At 61.7% G+C, this 22,211-nt stretch carries 22 protein-coding genes; 16 read left to right on the top strand and 6 right to left on the bottom strand.

The genetic code is table 11. From position 1 onward, the window contains the following. Positions 1 to 542: 542 nt before the first annotated feature. Entirely contained in the window at positions 543 to 890 is a 348-nt protein-coding gene (locus LSO07_RS15620; protein ID WP_151095246.1) for a hypothetical protein, read from the bottom strand. A gap of 417 nt (positions 891 to 1,307) precedes the next feature. On the opposite strand from LSO07_RS15620, the gene LSO07_RS15615 reads away from it, so the two are divergent. Beyond that, positions 1,308 to 1,967 carry a hypothetical protein gene (locus tag LSO07_RS15615; RefSeq protein ID WP_151095244.1) on the top strand — a complete coding sequence of 220 codons (660 nt, stop codon included), beginning with the start codon at positions 1,308 to 1,310 and terminating at the stop codon, positions 1,965 to 1,967. A 365-nt stretch (positions 1,968 to 2,332) separates the two neighbouring features. Here the strand turns inward: LSO07_RS15615 and LSO07_RS15610 are convergent, their stop codons facing one another. After that, positions 2,333 to 2,971, bottom strand: coding sequence for an NAD(P)H-binding protein (locus tag LSO07_RS15610; protein ID WP_151095242.1), 639 nt, complete (start codon positions 2,969 to 2,971; stop codon positions 2,333 to 2,335). A gap of 29 nt (positions 2,972 to 3,000) precedes the next feature. Between LSO07_RS15610 and LSO07_RS15605 the strand changes: the two genes are divergently transcribed. The 3 genes from LSO07_RS15605 (at position 3,001) to LSO07_RS15595 (ending at position 5,589) form a co-directional block, all read left to right on the top strand. Further along, positions 3,001 to 3,222 (top strand): hypothetical protein, encoded by a 222-nt coding sequence (locus LSO07_RS15605; protein ID WP_151095240.1) that lies wholly within the window; start codon positions 3,001 to 3,003, stop codon positions 3,220 to 3,222. A gap of 352 nt (positions 3,223 to 3,574) precedes the next feature. Next, entirely contained in the window at positions 3,575 to 4,924 is a 1,350-nt protein-coding gene (locus tag LSO07_RS15600) for a chitinase (protein WP_225317317.1), read from the top strand. Between the two features lie 242 nt (positions 4,925 to 5,166). Then, positions 5,167 to 5,589 carry a DUF2061 domain-containing protein gene (locus tag LSO07_RS15595; RefSeq protein WP_151095238.1) on the top strand — a complete coding sequence of 141 codons (423 nt, stop codon included), beginning with the start codon at positions 5,167 to 5,169 and terminating at the stop codon, positions 5,587 to 5,589. A gap of 9 nt (positions 5,590 to 5,598) precedes the next feature. On the opposite strand, the gene LSO07_RS15590 is transcribed toward LSO07_RS15595, so the two are convergent. Beyond that, positions 5,599 to 7,035: an amidase gene (locus LSO07_RS15590; RefSeq protein ID WP_151095236.1), complete on the bottom strand. Its 1,437-nt coding sequence runs from the start codon at positions 7,033 to 7,035 to the stop codon at positions 5,599 to 5,601. A 101-nt stretch (positions 7,036 to 7,136) separates the two neighbouring features. On the opposite strand from LSO07_RS15590, the gene LSO07_RS15585 reads away from it, so the two are divergent. The 4 genes from LSO07_RS15585 to LSO07_RS15570 all read left to right on the top strand — a co-directional run bounded on the left by LSO07_RS15585 (position 7,137) and on the right by LSO07_RS15570 (position 12,325). Then, entirely contained in the window at positions 7,137 to 8,033 is an 897-nt protein-coding gene (locus LSO07_RS15585; protein ID WP_151095234.1) for a LysR family transcriptional regulator, read from the top strand. A 216-nt stretch (positions 8,034 to 8,249) separates the two neighbouring features. Then, positions 8,250 to 10,262, top strand: coding sequence for a c-type cytochrome (locus LSO07_RS15580; protein WP_225317460.1), 2,013 nt, complete (start codon positions 8,250 to 8,252; stop codon positions 10,260 to 10,262). Positions 10,263 to 10,320: 58 nt separating this feature from the next. Further along, positions 10,321 to 11,106 (top strand): class I SAM-dependent methyltransferase, encoded by a 786-nt coding sequence (locus tag LSO07_RS15575; protein ID WP_151095232.1) that lies wholly within the window; start codon positions 10,321 to 10,323, stop codon positions 11,104 to 11,106. A gap of 82 nt (positions 11,107 to 11,188) precedes the next feature. Continuing rightward, the gene (locus LSO07_RS15570) at positions 11,189 to 12,325 is read left to right on the top strand and encodes a catalase family protein (RefSeq protein ID WP_151095230.1); all 1,137 of its coding nucleotides are present in this window, start codon (positions 11,189 to 11,191) and stop codon (positions 12,323 to 12,325) included. Between the two features lie 67 nt (positions 12,326 to 12,392). Here the strand turns inward: LSO07_RS15570 and LSO07_RS15565 are convergent, their stop codons facing one another. Then, positions 12,393 to 13,187, bottom strand: coding sequence for an SDR family NAD(P)-dependent oxidoreductase (locus tag LSO07_RS15565; RefSeq protein WP_151095228.1), 795 nt, complete (start codon positions 13,185 to 13,187; stop codon positions 12,393 to 12,395). Between the two features lie 96 nt (positions 13,188 to 13,283). Here LSO07_RS15565 and LSO07_RS15560 point away from each other — a divergent pair, with 96 nt between their 5' ends. From LSO07_RS15560 to LSO07_RS15530, 7 genes are all read left to right on the top strand, one after another. After that, the gene (locus LSO07_RS15560) at positions 13,284 to 13,676 is read left to right on the top strand and encodes a MerR family transcriptional regulator (protein WP_099393659.1); all 393 of its coding nucleotides are present in this window, start codon (positions 13,284 to 13,286) and stop codon (positions 13,674 to 13,676) included. Beyond that, positions 13,673 to 14,326: an SMI1/KNR4 family protein gene (locus tag LSO07_RS15555; RefSeq protein ID WP_099393658.1), complete on the top strand. Its 654-nt coding sequence runs from the start codon at positions 13,673 to 13,675 to the stop codon at positions 14,324 to 14,326. The genes LSO07_RS15560 and LSO07_RS15555 overlap by 4 nt, the downstream gene beginning before the upstream one ends. A gap of 113 nt (positions 14,327 to 14,439) precedes the next feature. Continuing rightward, entirely contained in the window at positions 14,440 to 14,991 is a 552-nt protein-coding gene (locus LSO07_RS15550; RefSeq protein WP_191909689.1) for a DUF4142 domain-containing protein, read from the top strand. 103 nt (positions 14,992 to 15,094) lie between these two features. Continuing rightward, entirely contained in the window at positions 15,095 to 15,475 is a 381-nt protein-coding gene (locus LSO07_RS15545; protein WP_034787511.1) for a hypothetical protein, read from the top strand. 14 nt (positions 15,476 to 15,489) lie between these two features. Next, a complete protein-coding gene (locus LSO07_RS15540) occupies positions 15,490 to 15,921 on the top strand; it encodes a hypothetical protein (protein WP_151095224.1) in 432 nt (143 codons plus the stop codon). Between the two features lie 229 nt (positions 15,922 to 16,150). Further along, positions 16,151 to 16,618 (top strand): cache domain-containing protein, encoded by a 468-nt coding sequence (locus LSO07_RS15535; protein WP_080753727.1) that lies wholly within the window; start codon positions 16,151 to 16,153, stop codon positions 16,616 to 16,618. A 60-nt stretch (positions 16,619 to 16,678) separates the two neighbouring features. Continuing rightward, the gene (locus tag LSO07_RS15530) at positions 16,679 to 18,229 is read left to right on the top strand and encodes a methyl-accepting chemotaxis protein (RefSeq protein WP_225317316.1); all 1,551 of its coding nucleotides are present in this window, start codon (positions 16,679 to 16,681) and stop codon (positions 18,227 to 18,229) included. On the opposite strand, the gene LSO07_RS15525 is transcribed toward LSO07_RS15530, so the two are convergent. After that, positions 18,226 to 19,278: a hypothetical protein gene (locus LSO07_RS15525; RefSeq protein ID WP_151095222.1), complete on the bottom strand. Its 1,053-nt coding sequence runs from the start codon at positions 19,276 to 19,278 to the stop codon at positions 18,226 to 18,228. The two genes, LSO07_RS15530 and LSO07_RS15525, sit on opposite strands and share 4 nt — an antisense overlap. Positions 19,279 to 19,320: 42 nt before the next feature. After that, a complete protein-coding gene (cadR, locus tag LSO07_RS15520; RefSeq protein ID WP_034787498.1) occupies positions 19,321 to 19,752 on the bottom strand; it encodes a Cd(II)/Pb(II)-responsive transcriptional regulator in 432 nt (143 codons plus the stop codon). Positions 19,753 to 19,850: 98 nt separating this feature from the next. Here cadR and LSO07_RS15515 point away from each other — a divergent pair, with 98 nt between their 5' ends. Then, the gene (locus tag LSO07_RS15515; protein ID WP_151095220.1) at positions 19,851 to 22,154 is read left to right on the top strand and encodes a heavy metal translocating P-type ATPase; all 2,304 of its coding nucleotides are present in this window, start codon (positions 19,851 to 19,853) and stop codon (positions 22,152 to 22,154) included. The last annotated feature ends 57 nt before the right edge of the window (positions 22,155 to 22,211 follow it).

The raw sequence follows: 22,211 nt of genomic DNA, 5'->3' as shown, positions 1-22,211 counted from the left end.
AAGGCTACGCCGTACATGGGCTTGCATCATCCATCGCGTGACAAAGTGATCCGTGAGCGATGCGCGGATTTAGCTTGCCTTTGATGTAAGCAAGGTGACTTCCAGGCTTACGGAATATCAATCCGAACTTGCCATATTGTGGCTGTTGGGGCTAGATTTCGACAGCCTGAAGCCGATTCGTGTTCAGACCTGGCTACTGATGACAGCGGCGACCTGCACGGGGGAGTATCACTTGAAGTTTGCTTCAAAGGACTATTGTGAGAGCCAGAATCTATCTTATTGACGATGTATTAGTCGCGGAGTGCGAAGGAGGCCTTCATTTATCGCACGCTGACGCCACTGAGCTAGCTGATCTTCTTTGGGCAAATGATGTGACGTCTGAAGAAGTATCCATGGTCGACTGGCATGAAGACGCAGAACGTGCTCCTCTGTCCGGGCACAAGATGGCGATCTACCAGCGTCTACGCCTACATGGACACTCATTGGAGTGAGTGCCACTCAAGCCGCGTGCTTGCCTAGCCCATCAGCAATAAGATGGGTGTCTAGTCTTGTGTGAGCACTTTGGAGGCTGCATGGAATTTTCGAACCGAGGCAACAAAAGGGGAGTTCTGGCGCAAAGCAGCTGCGCGAGATGACCGCTCTTCCAAAATGGAAGCCGCGTCACTAGGTCGCTTGAGAAGTTCTCGCCAAGCAGAAATATAGTCTCTGCTACAGAGCAAACTCTTTTCCCAACTTTCTACCTGGAGGTTAGCTAAAAAGATAATTTCGTTCACAATTGCAGCCGGTGCAGTGCGAAGGGCCAATGCAACTGGCACATGCTTTGCGAGACGACGTTCATCAATGTCCAAGAACGGGCCGTTATTGTATTGAATTTTTGAATTGCTTGCCATAATGCCATCTCAGACCGCTATGATTATAGCTAATAACCTGCCGATTGCTTCAGCATAGCACATAGTTTGCTTAAAAATGATGCACCATCTCGACAAAAATGAGAGGTAACGAAATTGCGCTGGATCACTGCACTAAACCTCCAGCCCTGGGCAGATATGCTTGCGAGAGAGTCTCGCGAGTGGGCGGAAACCATGCGGGCATGGCCCCGGACAGCTACAATGTTAATGAAAATTCCAGAGAACTGGTTGCGCGATGCAGAGCTAGCTGACCTATCTTCTAGCTGATAGGTTAGAACGTCTTTTGAGCAGCTTGGTTAGATATTTAGGTCAATCGGCATGTCACCCCAACCTCGAAAACTTTTTCAGCAACGTCAAGAGCTCGTTAAACGCTACGTTAGCCTAGCAGTGTACCGCTGGATGAAACCCAAGACGCGAGCACTTGCGAGATGCCTCAGTCGCCCTAGACTTCAATGGTCGGAAAAAAGGAGACGGCTGGCACTGGTATTTGCGCTAGAGACACTTGCGCTTGAGACCGCCAGGGCACGACGACTTGGATTCGAAGCAAACACCGTTGTTCTAAATCTTGGACTCTTCTTTTTAATTGCTGAAAGGGATATACAAGCGGTGAAGATAGATGCTTTGACTCATCCTGATGCTTGGGCACGTAGTCTCGCGGCGAGAGTCATGCTTCTGACCATCCACGAGTTGGACATTAATAAGGTTGCAGGGAATAAATTGCGAAAGTCACTTGAAGATTGCGACATTCCAGAGGACCTTCGACACGACATAACAGAAGCAATGCGGACCATTCGGAAGGCCCAAGCAAAGGCGCAGCAACAGTTTGCCTATCTTAGAAACTCGACCATTGCGCATCGCGATGCCGATGCCTTGCGACAATATCGTGATATCACCAATATCGATGAGTTGGAGGTTATAAGAGTCGCGGTCGACTTTTACGCTGGAACAAGCATATTCCTTGAAATGATTCCGAGACTGCTTTCCCATATGGCCACTTGGCGAGGCATGATCAGCCAACTAGCCGCGCAAAATGCACGGAAGGGGGTTCGCAGAGAATGATAGAGAATTATGTCGGCTTACTTACTGATATAGGTGATTGTTCGAGGCATTGTGCGACAACAAGTTGATCTTTTTCATCCTTAGATTGCCACGACAGTAAGTTGATCTTTTTCAGATGGAAGTCCCAGAGTACCTACAATGCTGTCGCTGGAGTACTCAAAATGCTGTCGGCGTACTTCAGCTGCCGCACTTGAACTACCAATAGTACATTCCACTCTCCGTCTTACATTTGACATAATATAAATTATGCGAAGTTATGGAGGTTTTTGAGAAAACCCCCATTTTGCCAACTCCCCAATCGCAAATGCGATTTTCCCCATCTGCGCGCCGCTGTCGTGGCCGCTGGATATCTTCGCTTGGACAAGCTACATGAAATACGGCTTGTCCCCGTCCGTGTTTGGTTTGTTCACGCCCAGGTTGGCATGCAGGTGCAAGTCTGGCGCTTCGATGATGCTGGCGATCAGGTCTGCCACGCTCCTGCGCGACACCACGGTGCCTTTGAATGGCGCGTGGCGCGTGGTCAGTTCGTAGTCGACTTCGTCTTCGTCCGTCATCCAGGCTGGACGCACGATGGTGTATGCCAGGCCGGACGCTTCGATGGCGTCGGCGGCGCGGCGGAATGGTTTCAGGTGTTCTGCCAGCCTGGCGTTGTTCCATGCGCCGAACTTGCCGGGAACTTCATCATAGATGCCCATCGACAGGACGAAAACCAGGCGCCCGACACTGGATGCCCGCATGGCGGCAATGATGCTGTTGGCCTGGTCTTCCATGTCGTCGCCCACCAGATTGGCGTAGACCAGATCGTGACCGGGCATCGTTTGCCGCAGCAATGGCTGGTCCAGCACGTCGCCGGCCAGCACGCTGCCATTGGACGGGACTGGCGTAGGCAGCTTGCCGGGATTGCGCAACAACAGCGTCAAGGCGATGTCCTCACGGCCCGCCAAGGCACGGATGACCCACTGCGCCACCTGTCCGCCTGCACCCAGTATCAGTATCTTTTTCATTATTTCCGCTTTCGTCATGACACGCTGCCATGCAGGAAGTTACAGGTTTTCTTTCAGGAGCGGAACATGGAACCCTTGAAAAAGAGACATTGCCTGATGAGGCGCGCGGGATCAGCGCCTGGCCTGGTGGTAAGTTATTGCCCGTGGCCAGTATTTCCAATGCCAGCAATATCAATGAAATCAGGCATTTGCCGCCCATTTTGCATGAGAAGTCTCAACACTCGCATACCCTACGCTGGACTACCGCCTGATGCAGCGCCAGACGGTGGCCTTGACGCAAATGCGGCTGGACCTGTCGCGCGTGCCGTATGCTGATTTGCGCAAGGAAACGGTGCCATAGACTTTGCCTGGCGTCCTCCTCCCTTCCCCGCCCTGCTCCCGGCACCATTCCGGACACCATACCAGCGCACTGGAAAACAGGCACTGGTATGGCTCGCATCGCCCATCTAATGGGGCAACGCCACAACTGGTATTGTGATCTTGCGCAATGAATAAAACCAGTTGACTACCACTTGTAATGCTTGCACTCTGAAACGGCGGACGGTGTCCAGCCGCCCGGCCATACTAAAAACACACAAGGAGATGCAAGTGAACCGGACAGTCATGAATACCCTCATCCTTACCCTCTTCGGCGGCACGCTGGCCGCCTGCGGTGGCGGCGGCGATGGATCCAGCGCAGGCGCGAGCCAGCTGTTGGCAGCCTCGACGGAAGCAGTCGCCTGCTACACGCCGTGGAACAGCGGCACTGCCTACAATGGCGGCGGCAAGGCCAGCTACAACAACGTCAATTACACGGCCAACTGGTGGACGCAAGGCAATAATCCTTCGACCAGCAGCGGCGGCGCCGGCAGCGGCCAGCCCTGGACGGCGGTGGGAGACTGCGGCACGCCGACTCCTACCCCGACGCCTACCCCAACACCTACGCCGACTCCCACCCCGACACCGACGCCTACCCCAACGCCGACCCCGACACCAACGCCTACTCCAACGCCTACTCCAACGCCCACCGGCCTGGCCAAGCACGCGCTGATCGGCTACTGGCACAACTTCACCAACCCCAGCGGCGCCACGTATCCGATCAGCCAGGTCAGCGATGACTGGGATGTGATCGTCGTCTCATTCGGCGACAACGCGGGCGGCGGCAATGTCAGCCTGACCATCGATCCGGGCGCGGGCACGGAAGCGCAATTCATCGCCGACGTGGCGGCCAAGCGGGCCAAGGGCAAGAAAGTCATCCTGTCGCTGGGCGGACAGAACGGTTCCGTTTCCGTCGGCAATACGGCCGAAGCGACCAATTTCACCAACAGCCTGTACGCCATCATCACCAAGTATGGCTTCGACGGTATCGACCTGGACCTGGAAAATGGCGTGGCGCAAGGCGCGGCCATCCAGACCTATCTGCCGATCGCCGTGAAAAACCTGAAAACCAAGGTCGGCAACAGCTTTTACCTGTCGATGGCGCCCGAATGGGTGTATGTGGAAGGGGGATACACGAGCTATGGCAGCATCTGGGGCGCCTACATTCCCATCATCAACGCCTTGCGCAGCGAGCTGACGGTGCTGCACCCGCAGTACTACAACAATGGCGACATCTACACGCCGTACGCGACGGGCGCCATCAAGGCGGGTTCGGCCGACCAGCTGGTGGCCACGGCGCGCATGTTGATCGAGGGATTCAATTATGGCGGAAATACCTTCGCCGGCCTGCGTCCGGACCAGGTGGGCTTCGGCGTGCCGTCGGGGCGCAGCTCGGCCGGTTCGGGCTTCACGACGAATGCCGACGTCAGCAATGCCCTGAATTGCCTGACGCGCCTGCTCAACTGCGGCACCATCAAGCCGCTGCAGGCGTATCCGGACTTCCGCGGCGTGATGACGTGGTCGATCAACTGGGACCGCCACGACAACTATAATTTCTCCGTGCCGACGAAGAATGTGCTGAAGACCCTGCCGTAACAGCCTTTGCCCGACTGCGCATGGGAGCCTTGCTGCTCACATGCGCAGCACATGCCCTGGCGAAGCATCTCCCCTCCCCCGCGCGTGCCTGACGCCATCCATAATCCAGTAAGGACAATTGATATTTCTCAATTCATAGTCTTAATCTATGGATTCAGTTGAAATATTTTACTTTCTTTTGTAAATGAGAATCGTTACTATCTACGTCAAGGATAAGCGAATTCAACAGAGAGGAGCATCCCTTGTTTACAGCCATCAAAACATTCAGCCAGGTCTGCACGCATATGTCGATCGCCTTCGGTCTCGCCTACTTGCTGACGGGATCCCTGGCAATCGGTGGCTTGGCCGCAATCATCGAACCGGTCATTAATGTTGCCCTGCTGCCATGGCACGAAAAAGCCTGGCACGCGATCCGCCGCCGCTACGCCGCCAGCCGCCTGGGCATTGCCGCACTGGCCGGCGAAAAGCTCAGCCAGACAGCCCTGCACATGGGCGTGGCCTTCGGCGTCATGTACTGGGCCACGGGTTCGATGGCCTTTGGCGGCTTCCTGGCCGTGGTCGAGCCGATCTGCAACGTGATCGTCCTGCCCTTCCACGACCGGCTGTGGGGAAAAGTCCGCTTTCGCCTGGAAAGCCGCGGTGCGGCCCGCCTCGCCGCGCTGTAATCCCCCTCCTTAATTACCTGCCCACACGGGCGGCCGCCTTTGCACCCACGGCGCCGCCCGCTCCAGTTGGCCAGCCAGGCGCAGCAGCACGCCATCCTTGGCGTAGCCGGCCATGAACTGCATGCCGATCGGCAAACCGTCATCCGACATGCCCAAGGGCACGGACATGGCTGGCAAGCCCGCCACGTTCGCCAGCGGCGTGTACGGCGAATGCTCGAACAGGCGCGCCGTCCAGCCAACACCGTCAAGCTGTTCCTCCTTTTCGCCATAGCGGCCCAGCGGCCACGGTACATCTGGCATGGTAGGCGTCAGCAAGACGTCGTACTTGCCAAACAAGGCGCCAGCGTGGCGCGTGACGGTGTTGCGCACGTCGAGGGCCGCCACGAAATCGACGGCAGAGATCGTCTGGCCATGGCGGTAACAGGCCAGGGTCGCCGCTTCGAGGTTGTCCAGCGACACGGCGCGCCCGCTCTCTTGCGCCAGGGCATCGATCCACGGCACCAGGTTGGCGCACCAGATACTGGCATTCGCGTGCACGAACGCTTCCCACGACACGCCCAGCGCGGCTTGCACTTCTTCCACGTGGTGGCCCAGGCTTTGCAGCAGGCGCATGGTGGTGTCCAGCGCGGCGTCGACGGCGGGCACGGGATGGGCGTCATTGCAGGCGGCGCGCTGCACGGCGATGCGCAGCTTGCCCGGCGCCGCGCTCACCTGCGACAGCCAGCTGTGGCTGGGCGGACTCGTCAGATACGGCTCGCCCGGCAGGATTGCCTGCACGGCATCGAGCAAGGCGGCGCTGTCGCGCACCGTGCGGCTCACGCCCAGCTGCACGCCCAGGCCACTGAAGATCTCGTCCATGGCGGGACCGTTCGACACCCGTCCCCGGCTCGGTTTGAAGCCGAACAGGCCAGTCGACGCGGCCGGCACGCGGATGGAACCGGCCGCATCCGTCGCATGGGCCAGCGGCACGATGCCGGCCGCCACGGCCGCCGCCGCGCCGCCGCTGGAGCCGCCGGCGCTCAATCCCAAATTCCAGGGATTGCGCGTGGCGCCGTACAGCACGGGTTCCGTGGTAGTGGCAAACGCCATTTCCGGCGTGCTCGTGCGGCCGAACGTCGCCAAGCCGGCGGCGCGAAACTGCGTCATCAGGTGGGAGTCCAGCGCGGCGACATGGCCGGCGCCCAGGCGGCTGCCCGCTTCGCTGCGCTGGCCGGCCATGGTGACGGCCACGTCCTTGATCAAAAATGGCACGCCGGCGAACGGCGCTGAGCTGTCGATGGCAGTCAAATCCGCCGGCCACAGCTCGACCACGGCGTTGATCTGCGGGTTGACGGCGGCGCAGGCGCGTACGGCCGCGTCGTGCAATTCGACGGCCGAGACGTCGCCGTCGCGCAGCAGCTGGGCCAATCCCAGACCATCAAAGCTTGTATATTCATGGAGTTGCATCAGTTTATTCCTGTAATGGATGAGGAGTGGAGATCACAGGAACTACTCTAGGGCTTGCGCTATCATAGTGGAAATGAATAGTTGATATACAAGGTATAGCCATGAACAATTTGCGTAAGCTGGACTTGAATCTGCTGCTGACCCTGAATGCGCTGTTGATCGAGCGCAATGTCACGCGGGCGGCGGCGCGGCTACACCTGAGCCAGCCGTCCGTCAGCGTGCAACTGGGCAAGCTGCGAGCCGCTTTCGACGATCCGCTGCTCTTGCCCGGCCCGCGCGGCATGCTGCCCACGGCGCGGGCGCTGGCCCTGTTCGCGCCCTTGCAAGCCGTGCTGGCCCAGCTGGAACAAGTCTTGCAGCCGGAACAGGCGTTCGAGCCAGCCACGGCCGAGGTATGCTGGAACCTGGCGGCGGCCGATGCCACCGAGTATGCGATCCTGCTGCCGATGCTGCCAGCCCTGCGCGCGCAGGCGCCGCTGTCGCGCATGGCCGTCTTCGAAGCCGTGCCGGCGCGCATGGCGCACGACCTGGAAAGCGGCCAGGTCGACCTGGGCTTTCTGGCCCAGGAAGAAGCGCCGCCCGGCTTGCGCCATCGCACCCTGTTCACCGAGCACTATGTGCTGGCGGGCCGCCGCGACCACCCGCTGCTGCAAACGCCGCCCGACCTCGAGCAGTTTTGCGCGCTGGAATTCATCGTCGTCTCGCCCAACGGCGGGGGTTTTCGCAGCAACGTCGATACGGCCCTGGAACAGCTGGGGCGCACGCGCAAGGTGGTGCTGTCCGTGCCGCACTTCCTCATCGTGCCTCCCCTGCTGGCCGTATCCGACATGGTGGCCTTGCTGCCGTCGCGCCTGCTGAAGAATGCGCTGGACGGCTTGCGTACGTGGGAACCGCCCGTCACCCTGCCCGATTACGACATGGCCATGGTCTGGCACGAGCGCATGCACCTGGACCCGGCGCACCGCTGGCTGCGTGAGCGCATCATGGCCAGCTTGTAAGTTGGCTTACACGATTTTCCATCTCAAAACACTAGGCAAAATTACCTAGTCGATCGAAAGAAACTCCCAATGTTCGCCGTGGTGACGACTGCGTAAGCTTGCGCGTAATAATAAAGGGTCACCATGAACGCCATTTCCATCCTGCATCGCGGCTCGCGCCGCCCTCCTGCTTCCTCCCCCTCGCTGTTTGGCCGGCTTGCCGTCATGTTCCTGGGCATGCTGGCCTTCTGCGCCGGCGCCTGGGCCGCGCCCGCCGCGGCGCCGTCCAAACCCGCCGCCTCGGCCGAGCTGATCAAGCGCGGCGAATATGTCGCCCGCCTGGGCGACTGCGTGGCCTGCCACACCAGCCCGAACGGCGCCGCCATGGCCGGCGGCCTGGAGCTCAAGACGCCGTTCGGCACCATCTACAGCACGAATATCACGCCGGACGCCAAGACGGGCCTGGGCACGTACACCTTCGCGCAATTCGACCGCGCCATGCGCAAGGGCGTGGCGGCGGACGGGCACAACCTGTATCCGGCCATGCCCTACCCTTCCTACGCCAAGATCACGCCCGACGACATGCAGGCGCTGTACGCCTATTTGCAGCGCGGCGTGGCGCCCGTGGCGCAGCAAAACCGCGAAACGGACATGAAATGGCCGTTCAGCATGCGCTGGGGCCTGTCGCTGTGGAATGCCGTCTTCCTCGACGACGCGCCGTTCAAGCCCGACAGCGCCAAGTCGGCCATGTGGAACCGCGGCAGCTATCTGGCCCAGGGCCTTGGCCATTGCGGCTCTTGCCACACGCCGCGCGGCGTGGCTTTCCAGGAAAAGACCATGGGCCAGGATGGCAGCGGCGGCAAGCACTACCTGTCCGGCTTCACCTTCGACGGCTGGCATGCGGTGAACCTGCGCAGCCTGTGGACGCCGGGCGACATCGTGCAATTGCTCAAGACGGGCCGCAACAGCTTCGGCACGGCGGCCGGCAGCATGACGGAAGTCATCACGCACAGCACGCAGTACTTCACGGATGGCGACCTCGATGCGCTGGCGCATTACCTGCACAGTTTGCCGGCCAAGAATGGGGCAGCCGCGCCGCCGAAGAAAACGGCGCCCCTCGTGGCGGCCAGCAACGACGCCCTGTACAACACGCGCGGCGGCCTCGGCTACCTGCAGTTTTGCGCCACCTGCCACCGCCGCGACGGCCGTGGCGTGGACAACATCTTCCCGCCGCTGGCGCAGAACGACTCGGTGCAGTCGAAGGATGCCACCTCCGTCATCCATATCGCGCTGACGGGCTGGCAGTCGGCCGTCACGCAGCATTCGCCCCGCTCCTTCGGCATGCCCGCGTATGACCGCCTGTCGGACACGGAACTGGCGGAAATCCTCACCTTTGTGCGCGGCAAGTGGGGCAATCAAGGCGCCCCCGTCACGCCTGCGCAGATCGCCAAGGTGCGCAAGGAGCTCAAGCTCAAGGCGCCGGACGCGGGCGGCTTCGTCACGCCCCGCTTCGCGGCCCTGACGGCCGATCCGAATGCCAGCCAATTGATCCATGGCATGCAGCTGATGACGGAAACACGCGCCCGCCTGCCGCAAAACGTGGGCAACGACCTCAATTGCAGCAGCTGCCACCTGAATGGCGGCACGGTGGCCAACGGTTCGCCCTTCCTCGGCATTTCCGCCTTCTTCCCGTCAGAAGCGCCGCGCGCCGGCAAGATCATCAGCCTGGGCGAGCGCATCAATGGCTGCTTCCGCCGCTCGATGCACGGCAAGCCGCTGCCCGTGGACGGCCCCGACCTGCAGGCGATGGTCGCCTATATCGACTGGATGAAGGGCGCCACGCAGGCGAACGACAAGGTGGCGGGACGCGGCGTGGCGAAGATCGACCGCAATCTGCTGCCCGATCCCGTGCATGGCAAAAAAGTATATGCCGAGCAATGCGCCGTCTGCCATGGCGCAAATGGCGAGGGCATCAAGGGCGCCAATGGCGTGGTAGCCTTCCCGCCGCTGTGGGGCGACCGTTCCTTCAATATCGGCGCCGGCATGGCCCGCACTTACACGGCGGCCGGCTTCGTCAAGGCCAATATGGTGATGGGCCACGGCCAGAAATTCCCGCTGGGGCAAGGCAATCTGTCCGACCAGGATGCCGTCGACGTGGCCGAATATTTTACGCATATGCCGCGCCCGGACTTCCCCGACAAGGTCAAGGATTGGCCGAAGGGCGGCAAGCCCAGGGATGCGCGCTACTGAAGCGCCATCCAGTGCGGAATCTGCTACGCTCATGCCACGACCATCCGAGGAGTCTTGCATGAGCAGCAACATCCATCACGCGGCAGCCGACGGTTACGCCACGGCAGCCGCCAGCTACGTCAAGGGCCGGCCCGATTATCCGCCGGAAGTGTCGGTCTGGCTGAAGGATAGCCTGGGCCTGGGGCCGGGCACAACCGTGCTGGACCTGGGCGCCGGCACGGGCAAGTTCACGCCGCGCCTGCTGGACACGGGCGCCACGGTCATCGCCGTGGAACCCGTGCCGGCCATGCTGGCGACATTGTCCGCAACCTTGCCGCAAGTCCAGGCCCTGGCAGGCACGGCAACGGCCATTCCCCTGCCCGACGCCTCGGTCGATGCCGTGGTTTGCGCGCAAGCCTTCCACTGGTTCGCCACCTCTGCGGCGCTCGACGAGATCTTGCGCGTGCTCAAGCCTGGCAGCAGGCTGGGCCTGGTGTGGAATCTGCGCGACGCCAGCGTGCCCTGGGTGGCCAGCCTGGACGCCATCGTCAACCGTGTCGAGGGCGACACGCCCCGCTACTACACGGGCGCCTGGCGCCACGTCTTCCCCCACGCGGGGCTGACGCACTTACAGGAAACACAATTTTCCCAGGAGCATACGGGCACGGCCGAAGACGTGCTGTTCAACCGCGTGCGCTCCACCAGTTTTATTGCCGCCTTGCCGCCGCAGGAACGCCAGCGCATCGACGACGAAATTCGCCAGATGATCGCCTCGGAGCCGGCATTGCGCGGGCGGGACAGCATCAGCGTGCCCTACCGGACGGCCGCTTTCGTGGCGCAAAAGGCGGCATCGGCAGGTATTTAGGGGCCAGTGTATGCCAGCAAACAGAAGGATGTGGCGTTGGCGGCAATGATGGGGGCACACTCACCCATCACAAGGAAAAGCCATGTTCGCCATTCCACGCCCGCCCCTGCCCTACGAGCCGCGCTACGAGTTTGAAGAAGACGGCGAGCAGGAGACGTGCGCGCAGCTGCTGCAGACCCTGCACGGCATTTCCGCCACTACCTATGCCGACTCGGGCCATGCCACGCGCAGCGTGCATGCGAAAAGCCACGGCTTGCTGCGCGCCCGCCTGCAGGTACTCGATGGCCTGGCGCCCGAGCTGGCGCAAGGCCTGTTTGCCACGCCGGCCAGCTACGATGTGGTCATGCGCATCTCCACCATCCCTGGCGACATGCTTGACGACAAGGTGTCCGTGCCGCGTGGCATGGCCATCAAAGTGATCGGCGTACCGGGCACGCAGCTGTCCAGCCTGGAACCGGACGATGGCACGGAGCCCGCCAGCACGCAGGATTTCGTGCTCGTCAACGGTCCCGCCTTCCTCGCACCCAGCGCGAAAAAGTTCCTCGGCAGCCTGAAGCTGCTGGCCAGCACCACGGATAAAGTCCCGCGCCTGAAACAGGCGCTGTCGACCGTACTGCAGGGAGCGGAAAAGGCGCTCGAAGCCGTGGGTGGCGAAAGCGGTACGCTGAAAAGCCTGGGTGGCCATCCGGAAACCCATGTGCTGGGCGAAACCTACTATAGCCAGGCGCCCATTTTATATGGCGTCTACATGGCCAAGGTGGCGCTGGTGCCCGTGTTGCCGGAACTGTCAGCCCTGAAAGGTGCGCCTGTTGACCTGGATGGCAAACCGAATGGCTTGCGCGACGCCGTCGTGGCCTACTTTGCCCGCCATGCGGCCACCTGGGAAGTGCGTATCCAGCTGTGCCGCGATATCGCCAGCATGCCGCTGGAAGACGCGTCCGTCGCCTGGCCCGAGGCAGACAGCCCGTATCTGCCCGTGGCGCGCATCACGGCCCAGCCGCAGGCGGGCTGGAGCGAGGCCCTGTCGCGTGCCGTCGATGACGGCATGGCCTTCAGTCCCTGGCATGGCCTGCTGGCGCACCGGCCGCTCGGTTCCATCATGCGCGTGCGCAAGGCTGCGTACGCGATGTCTGCGCGTTTCCGCTTCGAACGCACGGGCAAGGTCGCGCGCGAACCGCGCAACCTCGACGACGTTTTTGTCAATGACGCCATCAAATAGGCACCATGCGCAGCGGCAAGCCATGCTGACCGCGCCAGCCATGTCCGCCACCATGGCCTTCTGAAGCCTACGCCGCCTTCGGCTTGAGCATGCCTTCCACGATCCCCAGCACGGTCTGGCGCGGCAGCAAGCGCGGCAGCCAGGCCAGCAGCCGGTTCGGCCTGCCTGCCACATGGCTGCTGCGGCCCCGGTCCAGCGCGCGCAGCGCTTCATCGACGACGGCTTGCGGATCCATGCGCTTGCCCACGGCCGCTTCGGGTGCCGCCACCACGTCGAAAAAGGCCGTTTCCGTGGCGCCCGGGCACAGGGCCAGCACGCGCACGCCGCGCCTGCGATTTTCGGCCCACAGGGCTTCCGAAAACGACAGCACGAAAGCCTTGCTGGCGCCATACACGGCCATGTAGGGATCGGGTTGCAGGGCCGCCGTGGACGCCACATTGATGATGGCGCCCCGCCCTTTTGCCAGCATGTGCGGCAAGGCGCAGTGCGTCAGTTCCATGAGGGCCGTGCAATTGACGGCCACCTCAAGCCCCTGGCGCGCGAGATCGATGCTTTCGAAGCGGCCGTGCGTGGCGAAACCCGCATTATTGATCAGTACATCGGGCGGCATGCCCAGCGCGCAGGCTTGCGCGTGGGCTTGTGCTGCGGCGCCGGGCAGGCCCAGGTCGGCCACCAGCGCATGCGCGCGGATGCCGTGGCGCTGGGAAAGTTCCTTGGCCAGGCTGTCGAGCACCGCGCCGGAACGGGCCAGCAGCAGCAAATGGGCGCCGCGCGCGGCCAGGGTTTCCGCGAAGACGCGGCCGATGCCGGACGAGGCACCCGTGATCAGCACGGTCTGCTTGGTGAAATTGAATGCGGTCATGGCAATTGAATCGTAGTGAAGGGAAATTCACTGTAAACTGTCGACCTTAGTCCACGGTCAAGCGTGGGACGCAAATGAGTAGAAAGTCAAAAAACTATGCGCATCGGAGAAATCACCCGTCTGACGGGCGTGAGCAAGGACACGGTGCGTTTTTACGAGCGCCAGGGTCTGCTGGATGAAGCGCCGCAGCCGGGCTTGACGAATAACTACAAGGAATATTCGGCGCAGGCGCTGCGGCGCATCGAGCTGATCGGCCACGCCAAGGCGCTGGGCTTTACCTTGAAGGAAATCGCCGAAGTCATTGCTGTATGGCAGGAAAATGCGCTCGATACGGCCACCAAACGAGCGATGCTGGAAACGAAAATTGCCCAGATCGATGACAAGGCCCGCTCGATGGCCGTGCTGCGCGCCGGCCTCGCCGATGCGCTGGCCAAGGTGGAGACGGGCTGCGACGATGCGGCGCCAGTACATAATAAGGAGAATCAATGAGCAACTACTACATGCAATACCGCCACCTGGCACTGCAAGGCGCCAAGCCTGCCCCCACGGCGCAGCAGATCGCCGCCATCGAAGCCTTGCTGGAAGCGCCCTTGCCGGCGGCCTTCCTCGCGTTCTTGCAAGTGGCCAATGGCGCTTATTTTGATTACACCTGCGATGTGCCTGACGGCAATGGCGGCGTGGAAAAAATGGGCTTCAATACCTTCTTCAGCGCTGACGAAGGCGATTTCTGCGATGAAACCTTGGTGGGCGAAATCCGCTCCGAACGCGAGAATACGGGCATGCCGGTGCGCATCCTGCCATTTGCCCGCGATGGCGGCAATTCCATGGTCTACCTGGACCTGACGGAGGAAGGCGGCGGCCGGGTACTGGCCTATGTGCAGGAGTTGCCGGACTGGACAGGCAAGCGGGCCCACGGAATGATGGAGCTGGCGCCATCCTTCGACGCCTGGCTGGACAGCCTGTATATCGACCGCGACACGGTGCTCGACGAACTCGAACACAGCGTCTCGGAGCCTTCCCACCTGGACGCGATGGCAGAATGGCTCGATATCGGCATGCCCGCCTGGCGCCGCGATGCGGGCATTGCCGCTTTGTTTGCTCTCAAACAAGTCGAATTGTGCGCTAACGAACAGGACTAGTCCTACGGGCATGGTCGTGGCTGTCCTATGGGTGTGCGCAGGCTGTGGGCTTAACATTGTCATCAGCTTGCAGAAAAAACCATGCATGCACTCATGATATGAAAGGATTTCCCATGCCTATCTCTACCACCAGTTCGCGTACTCCCTCCCTGAAAAGCGTGGCCATCGGCGCCGCCGTGGCGCTCCTGAGCGGCATCGCCATCAACAGCATCGCCGCTGCCGCGCCGGGTGCGTACGACAAGCAATTCCTCAGCAAGGCCGCCGATGCTGGCAGCACGGAAATTGCTGCCAGCAAAGTGGCGCAAAGCAAGAGCAGCAATGGGGAGGTGAAGAAATTCGCCGACGCCATGGTCACTGACCACACGAAAGTGGCTGAGGAGCTGAAACAGCTGGCCAGCAGCAAGCAAATCGAGGTCAGCGACCAGCCCGGCGCCAAACACAAGGCGCAGATCGACAGGCTGAGCCGCCTGGAAGGCCATCCTTTCGACAAGGAATATGCGGCCAGCATCGGCGTGGCGGCGCACAAGGAAGCCGTGAAACTGTTTACGGACGCCAGCCAGAAAGCCAGCGATCCCGACATCAAGGCCTTTGCCGTCAAAACCTTGCCAGCGCTGCAACATCACCTGGAAATGGCGAACGCCCTGCAGGCGACGTTGGCGAAATAGACAGCCATACGCGGGGAAATACTTGCAGTACGTGCTGTACAGCAAGTATTTCCGCTCTTGACATACAATGCGGCAACTTCGTTTTTGGCCATGCCATGACCTCATGCAGCTACTCAAGAAAACCGGCCTGATCGCCGCCGCCTTCCTGCTCATCATTGTGTTGGCAGGCTGGCTATTCATCAAGGTGAGCGCGGCGCGCAATGCCACCGTCTATGCACAGCAGTGGAACGATCAGGGCACGTGCGTGATCAAGACCTATGTGCCGCATTACGGCAACGGCGTGCCGCAGAACATCGTGCGCGCCCTCAGCACCTCCACCTTCTTCCGCGTGTATCACAAGGATGGCACCCTGCTGGAAAGCACGGAATGGGTGCTGGACATGCATGAAGACGGCATTCTCGACCATGCCCGCTGGGGCCAGAACCGCGCCATCTACCCGACCGACCTCGGGTATGAAGGCTGGACCTTGCCCGAGTGCGCGTAAAAGGGCGAGCCATCATGCAACAGCAAAAAGGATTGCGCGGCCCTTGGAGCGACGCCCCCTACCTTCCCACCTTGCACCATTTCCTCGGTCCCTTTGACGTGTATGACCGCGAAGAAACCCTGGGCGTGGAGCTGAATGCCTGGGACATGAACGATCCCGCCCAGCGCGCGGCGCTGATACGGCGCGACATCACGTCGCAATACAAGGAACTCGGCTACCGCCACCGCCACGCGCTGGTGGCCGTGCTGGCGCAGGCCTTGCAAGACCCTGCTTACGATTTCCAGGCCATCCTCGAACATGACCCCGAAAGCACGCATGCGCTGCCGGCCCTGTGGGACGAGATGGACGACCCGCGCGCCTTCTTTGCCGATATCTACCGACTGGCGCAGCAGGACTGGCGCGACGACCTGGCGCGCGCGGCGGCGGAAGACCCGGCCGACTGGTAGCGCGCGGCGCGGATGCCACACTAGCGTATCGATAGCCTTCAGCACCGTTTCTCCTCTGAAAACAGCGTTTTTGCAAGCTGCACGCAGCGTTGCAAAAACGCCCCACGCAAAAAAAACTGTTGCACCAGCGCATGCCCGCTGGCATCGCGCTACCATGAACCATCAGCACTTTCCCTACCGCACCGGTTCCCCGCCGGCGTCCCTCTGCCGCAATGTGAAGGAGATTTTCATGCCCAAGTTCGCCCCTGCCATTTGCCTGCCGCTCATGCTTGCCGCCGCTACCTTGCCTGGTATCGCCAGCGCTGCCGAAGGCGGCGCCACGCGCCCCGATGCCGAAGCCATGGTCAAGAAAGGCGTGGCCTACATCAAGAGCGCTGGCGACGCCAAGGCGTATGGCGAAATCACGGCCAAGTCGCCGCAATTCATCCTGCACGACCTGTACCTGGTCGTCTATAAACTCGACGGCACGGTCGTCGCGCATGGCGCCAACCCGAAAATGGTGGGCAAGAACCTGATCGAATTGAAGGATATCGATGGCAAGGCTTTCGTCAAGGAACGAGTCGACTTGGCCAAGAGCAAGGGCACGTTCTGGCAGGAATACAAATTCACGAATCCGGAAACCAAGAAAATCGAGCCGAAAGTGATGTATTGCGAAAAGCTGGCCGAGACCGTCGTCTGCGGCGGCATCTACCTGTAGCCGGCCGCCGCGCCGCCAGCACCGGGATGGTTTTCCGATCTCTTGACGATAGGGCTTCCGATGAAAATCGCACAGAAGATGTTGATCGTCCCGGTGGTCGCGCTGGCTTGCCTGCTGGCCATGGGGGCCTTGTCCTACTTCGCCATGCAGCAGAACGAGCAGCGCATGCGCGAATTGAAAGACGTCACCCTGACGGCCGAACGGCTTGCGAACCAGCAAGCCATTGCCCTGGGCCAGGTGCACGCCGACGTGTACGCGAAGATTGCCATCGCGGCCAGCCTGTCGGACGAACAGTTCAAGCAATTCGGCGCACAAACGGATGGCCAGCTGAACGCCATTGCGCAAGGCTTGAAGGAACTGCAGAAATTCTCGGGCGCCGCCACGGAAGCGGGCCAGGCGCTGCCGGGCATCGAGCGCTACCGTGCCAGCGTGGCACAGGCGCTGGACCTGGCGTCCATGGACCCGAATACGGGCGTGGCCGCGATGCAAAATGCCGCCGGACACTACCAGCAAGTGCGAGGGCAATTGCGCCAGGTGCTGCTCAACCTCGATCACCGCACAGTCGATGCGTTGCAGGATACCAAGAATGCGGGCCAGCGGGCCGGCTGGCTGTCGCTGGGTACCATGGTCATCGGCTTTGCCCTGCTGGCCCTGATCGCCACGTGGGTGGCGCGCTCCGTGGTGCGGCCCATCGATGATGCTTGCCGCGCCGCCGAATCGCTGGCTGCCGGCGACCTGACCACGCGCATCGAGGCGCAGGGTGACGACGAGGTGGGCAAGCTGTCACGCGCCCTGGCCACCGTGCTGAAAAACTGGAACACCTTGTTGGGCGACATCCGCCAGGCGGGCTCCACCATCACGGTGGAAGCGAGTGAAATCGCGCTCGGCAATGCCGACTTGTCGGCCCGCACCGAGTCGCAAGCCCATTCCTTGCAGGAAACGGCCACGTCCATGCATGCCTTGACCGATACCGTGCGCGAGAATGCCAGTCACGCGCACCAGGCCAACCAGATGGTGCTGTCGACCTCGAACGTGGCGCTGGAAGGCGGCCGCGTCGTGGGCCAGGTGGTCGAAACGATGGGCTCGATCAAGGCCAGTTCCGGGCGCATCGTCGATATCATCGCCGTCATCGACGGCATCGCGTTCCAGACGAATATCCTCGCCTTGAACGCGGCCGTGGAAGCGGCGCGCGCAGGCGAACAGGGGCGCGGCTTTGCCGTCGTCGCCACCGAAGTGCGGGGCCTGGCGCAGCGATCGGCCACGGCGGCGCGTGAAATCAAGCAGCTGATCGAGGATTCCGTTGCCAGGATAGAAACGGGCAGCGAACTGGCCGACAGCGCCGGGCGCACCATGGGAGATATCGTCGCCTCCGTCCAGCAGGTGACGGAAATCATGAACGACATCACGGCGGCCAGCCAGCGTCAGAGCAAGGGCATCGAGGAAGTCAACAATGCCATCACGGAAATGGACGAATTGACCCAGCGTAATGCCGCCCTCGTCGAGCAATCGGCCGCCGCCGCGCAAAGCATGCAGGACCAGGCGCGCGATTTATTGCGCGTGGTCGACGCCTTCCGCCTGGGTGATGGTGGCCCGCCCTTGCTGGCGCGTTAGCGGCGGTGCGGCATGGCGGCTTGGGCGCAGGCCTGCATGGCCTTGCCTGCCTCGACCAGCGCGGGGTCCGTGTCCCGCTGCAAGACATTGCCCATGCGGTATTGCTGATGGTAATCACCCAGCAGGGCGGAATACAGGAAAACCTGATCTTGCCTGCGCCAGGCGGCATGGTAGTTGCCACCTGGCGCAGCCGGGATGGCGGCGCTGAAATAGCTGTACAGACCGCCGACCTTCTTCTTGTGCAGCCATTCCATCAATTGCACGATGCGGTACTGTTCCAGCAGGCTCAATTCGCTGACCTTGCCGCTGGACAAGGCGTAATACAGTTCAAGGCGGGCCATCCAGTTGCCTTTCCCGCCTGCCTCCACCAGCGCATCCCAGGCCGGGCCGGCCCGCACCTTGCGCGCGTCATCCGGCAATGCCATCCAGGCTTCAACAAAGGCCTGGTCCGGCACGGGGCCATAGTAGGCGGGCGCGCGGCAGACGAACTGGCGTGCATCCGGCCCGTCCTGCGGGACTTCGTCGGCGATGTGCCTGGCGATCTTGTCGCCGATTCCCAGCAGGCGTTTGCCATAGCCTTCCAGGGTCCAGCTCGAAGGCAAACGCCCCAGCCAGGCCAGCGCATCGTCGTTGGCCCTGGCCGCCACCGCGTAGGCCGCGATCCTGGCCTGCATCCTGGCTTCCTTCTGCTGCTCCGCCAGCTTGAGCGCATCCTGCTCTTCATCATAGCGGCTCATGGTTTTGGCCAGTTGCATGCATTGCTGGAAGGCGTCAGGGGCGCCCTGCCAGCATTCGGCGGGAACCTTCAGCTGCCAGCGCATGCTGACAGTTTTCAGAATATACGTGTCTTCCCCCTCCTCCCCCTTGACATAGGCACGGCCGTCCGCCTTGGTCACGCCTTTCGTCAGCTGCTTGCCGCCAAGCGTGCTCCAGGTATACGGATCATCGTTTTGCGGCACGCCGGGCACGGCGTACAAAGTCAGGTAGTGGCCGGCTGCGGCAGGGGCATCGGCGGCATGGCTCAGCGGCGACAGCAGGGATAAGGTCAATAAAGTTTTTTTAGGCAACAGTTTCAACATGCAGCAATCGGTTCAATGAAGTTCGGTATGGCAGGCGCAGTCGTGGCCGCTGGCCGCCTCGGACAGGTTTTGCAAAATCGCGCAGTCTTGCGACGGCTGCGGCTGGTCGCACTGATGGCGCAGGGTCACCAGTTGCTGCTGCAGGGTTTGCAGGTTCGCCATCTGTTCGGCAATGCGCAGAATATGGTGGTCGAGCAATTCATTGACGCTCTGGCAACCTTCCGCAGGATTGTTCTTGAATTCCAGCAAGGCACGGATATCCGTCAAGCCGATCTGCAGGGAGCGGCAATGGCGGATGAATTGCAGCCGCTCCTGGTGTTCTTCCCGGTACTCGCGGTAGCCGGCGCTGTTGCGGCCCGGTTCCTGCAGCAAGCCCGCCTTTTCATAGTAACGCACGGTTTCCACGTCACAATCTGTCCGTTTGGCCAGTTCTCCGATACGCATGGCATCCCCTTTTCATTCTTTCATGCAAATTCCGCTTGAGCCTGTAGCGGCTACAGGGTTTCTAATGGAAGCATACACGAAACCGGAAGGATGATGCGATGCCGCACGATAGCCATAACCACGCACCTGACCACGAGCATAAGCATGACCACAAGCATGCGCACGAAGCAGCCCCGGCCGCCGCACCCAAGACGTCCGGCTGCTGTTCCAGCCAGCATGCGTGCTCGTCCACGCCTGCCGCCCCAACCGGGCCAGTTCTGCCCAGTACGCCCATCGCCGGCGCCAACACGGCCAAATACCGCATTGCCAACATGGATTGCCCCACGGAAGAACGGTTGATCCGCAACAAGCTGGGCAATATGACGGGCGTCGTGGGACTCGATTTCAACCTGATGAACCGCGTGCTCGACGTGCACCACACCCTGCCTACACTGGCCACGGTGGAAGCGGCGCTGCACGGCATCGGCATGCAGGCGATTCCCATGAAGGCGGACGCGGTAGTCAGGCGCGATCCGAATGAAGGCAACCTCAGCAGCTTGCAAAAAGGCTTGCTGGTCGTCTCCGGCCTGGCCGCTGCCGGCGCCGAAGCGCTGGCGTGGACCACGCATGAAGACAGTTCGCCCCTCGTCATCGCCCTGGCCCTGCTGTCGATCGCCACGGGCGGCTGGCCGACCCTGAAAAAGGGCTGGATTGCCCTGAAAACGTTCACCCTGAACATCAATTTCCTGATGAGCCTGGCGGTCTTTGGCGCCATCGCCATCGGCCAGTGGCCGGAAGCGGCCATGGTCATCTTCCTGTTCGCCATCGCCGAGCTGATCGAAGGCTTGTCCCTGAACCGCGCGCGCAACGCCGTGCACAGCCTGATGCAACTGGCGCCCGACACGGCGACCGTTGCCGACGCCAGCGGCGCCTGGCAGCCAGTTGCTGTCGCCACGGTGGCCATCGGCACGCTGATGCGCGTGAAGCCGGGCGAACGCATCGCCCTCGACGGCATCGTGCAAAGCGGCGAATCGTCCGTCAACCAGGCGCCGATCACCGGTGAAAGCATGCCGGTGGACAAGGCCGTGGGCGACGTCGTGTATGCGGGCACCATCAATGAACGGGGCTTGCTTGACGTTACCGTCACTGCCAACAGCGGCAACAGCACCCTGGCGAAAATCGTCAAGGTGATCGAGGAAACACAAGGAAAACAGGCGCCCACGCAGCGCTTTGTCGACAATTTCGCCCGCTACTACACGCCGGCTGTGGTCGTGTTCGCCATCCTGGTGGCCGTACTGCCGCCTTTGCTTTTTGGCGCGCCCTTCATGGCCTGGGTATATAAGGCGCTGGTGATGCTGGTGATCGCCTGCCCGTGCGCGCTCGTCATTTCCACGCCCGTCACCGTCGTCAGCGGCCTGACGGCGGCCGCGCGGCGCGGCATTCTGGTGAAAGGCGGGCAATTCCTGGAAACGGGCTACCGCATCAAGGCCATCGCCGTCGACAAGACGGGCACCTTGACCATGGGCAAACCGGCCGTCACGGACGTGGTGGCATTGGAAGGCAGCAACCGCGACGCCATCTTGCTGCTGGCCGCCAGCCTGGACGCCAATTCGGCCCACCCGCTGGCCGCCGCCATCGTCAAGGCGGGCCCGCCCGCTGGCAGCCATTTGCCCGTGACCCAGTTTGCCGCCCTGCATGGACGCGGCGTGCAAGGCACGATCGCCGGCCAGACCTATTATCTGGGCAATGCGCGCCTGATGACGGAATTGAATGTCCTGACGCCGGCATTGCAAGCCATCCTGGCGCGGCTGGAACAGCAAGCCTACACGGCCATGGTGCTGGCCACGCCGGACGGCGCGCTGGGCGTCATCGCCGTGGCCGACGTGCTGCGCCCCACGGCGGCGTCCGCCATCGCCAGATTGAATGCGCTGGGCGTCACCACCGTGATGCTGACGGGCGACAATCTGCTGACGGCGCAGCGCATCGGTGCCGAAGTGGGCGTCAGCCTGGTCAAGGCGGAATTGCTGCCGGAAAACAAGCTCGATGAAATCAAGGCCTTGCAGCAGCAGTTCGGCGTGGTCGCCATGCTGGGCGACGGCGTCAACGACGCCCCGGCCCTGGCGCAGGCCGACATCGGCTTCGCCATGGGCGCGGCCGGTAGCGATACGGCCATCGAAACGGCGGACGTGGCCTTGATGGATGATGAACTGGGGAAATTGCCCGAATTCATCAGCCTGAGCCAGCGCACGCGCAGCATCCTCGTGCAAAACATCAGCTTTGCCATCGGCATCAAGGCCGTGTTCTTTGGCCTGGCCCTGGCCGGCATGGCGACCCTGTGGATGGCCGTGTTCGCCGACGTGGGCGCCAGCTTGCTGGTGGTGGCGAACGGCCTCAGGCTGCTGCGCGGCAGTAAAGCCAAATAAATCCACGTGGAAAACTTTCCATCTGGACAATTGCTGTAAAAAACGCTACTTTGGCGG

The sequence above is a fragment of the Janthinobacterium sp. PLB04 genome, assembly GCF_021165895.1.
Lineage (GTDB): Bacteria > Pseudomonadota > Gammaproteobacteria > Burkholderiales > Burkholderiaceae_D > Janthinobacterium > Janthinobacterium lividum.
The sequence above is the reverse complement of the archived record's forward strand: the minus strand, read 5'-3'. Positions and strand labels throughout refer to the sequence as shown.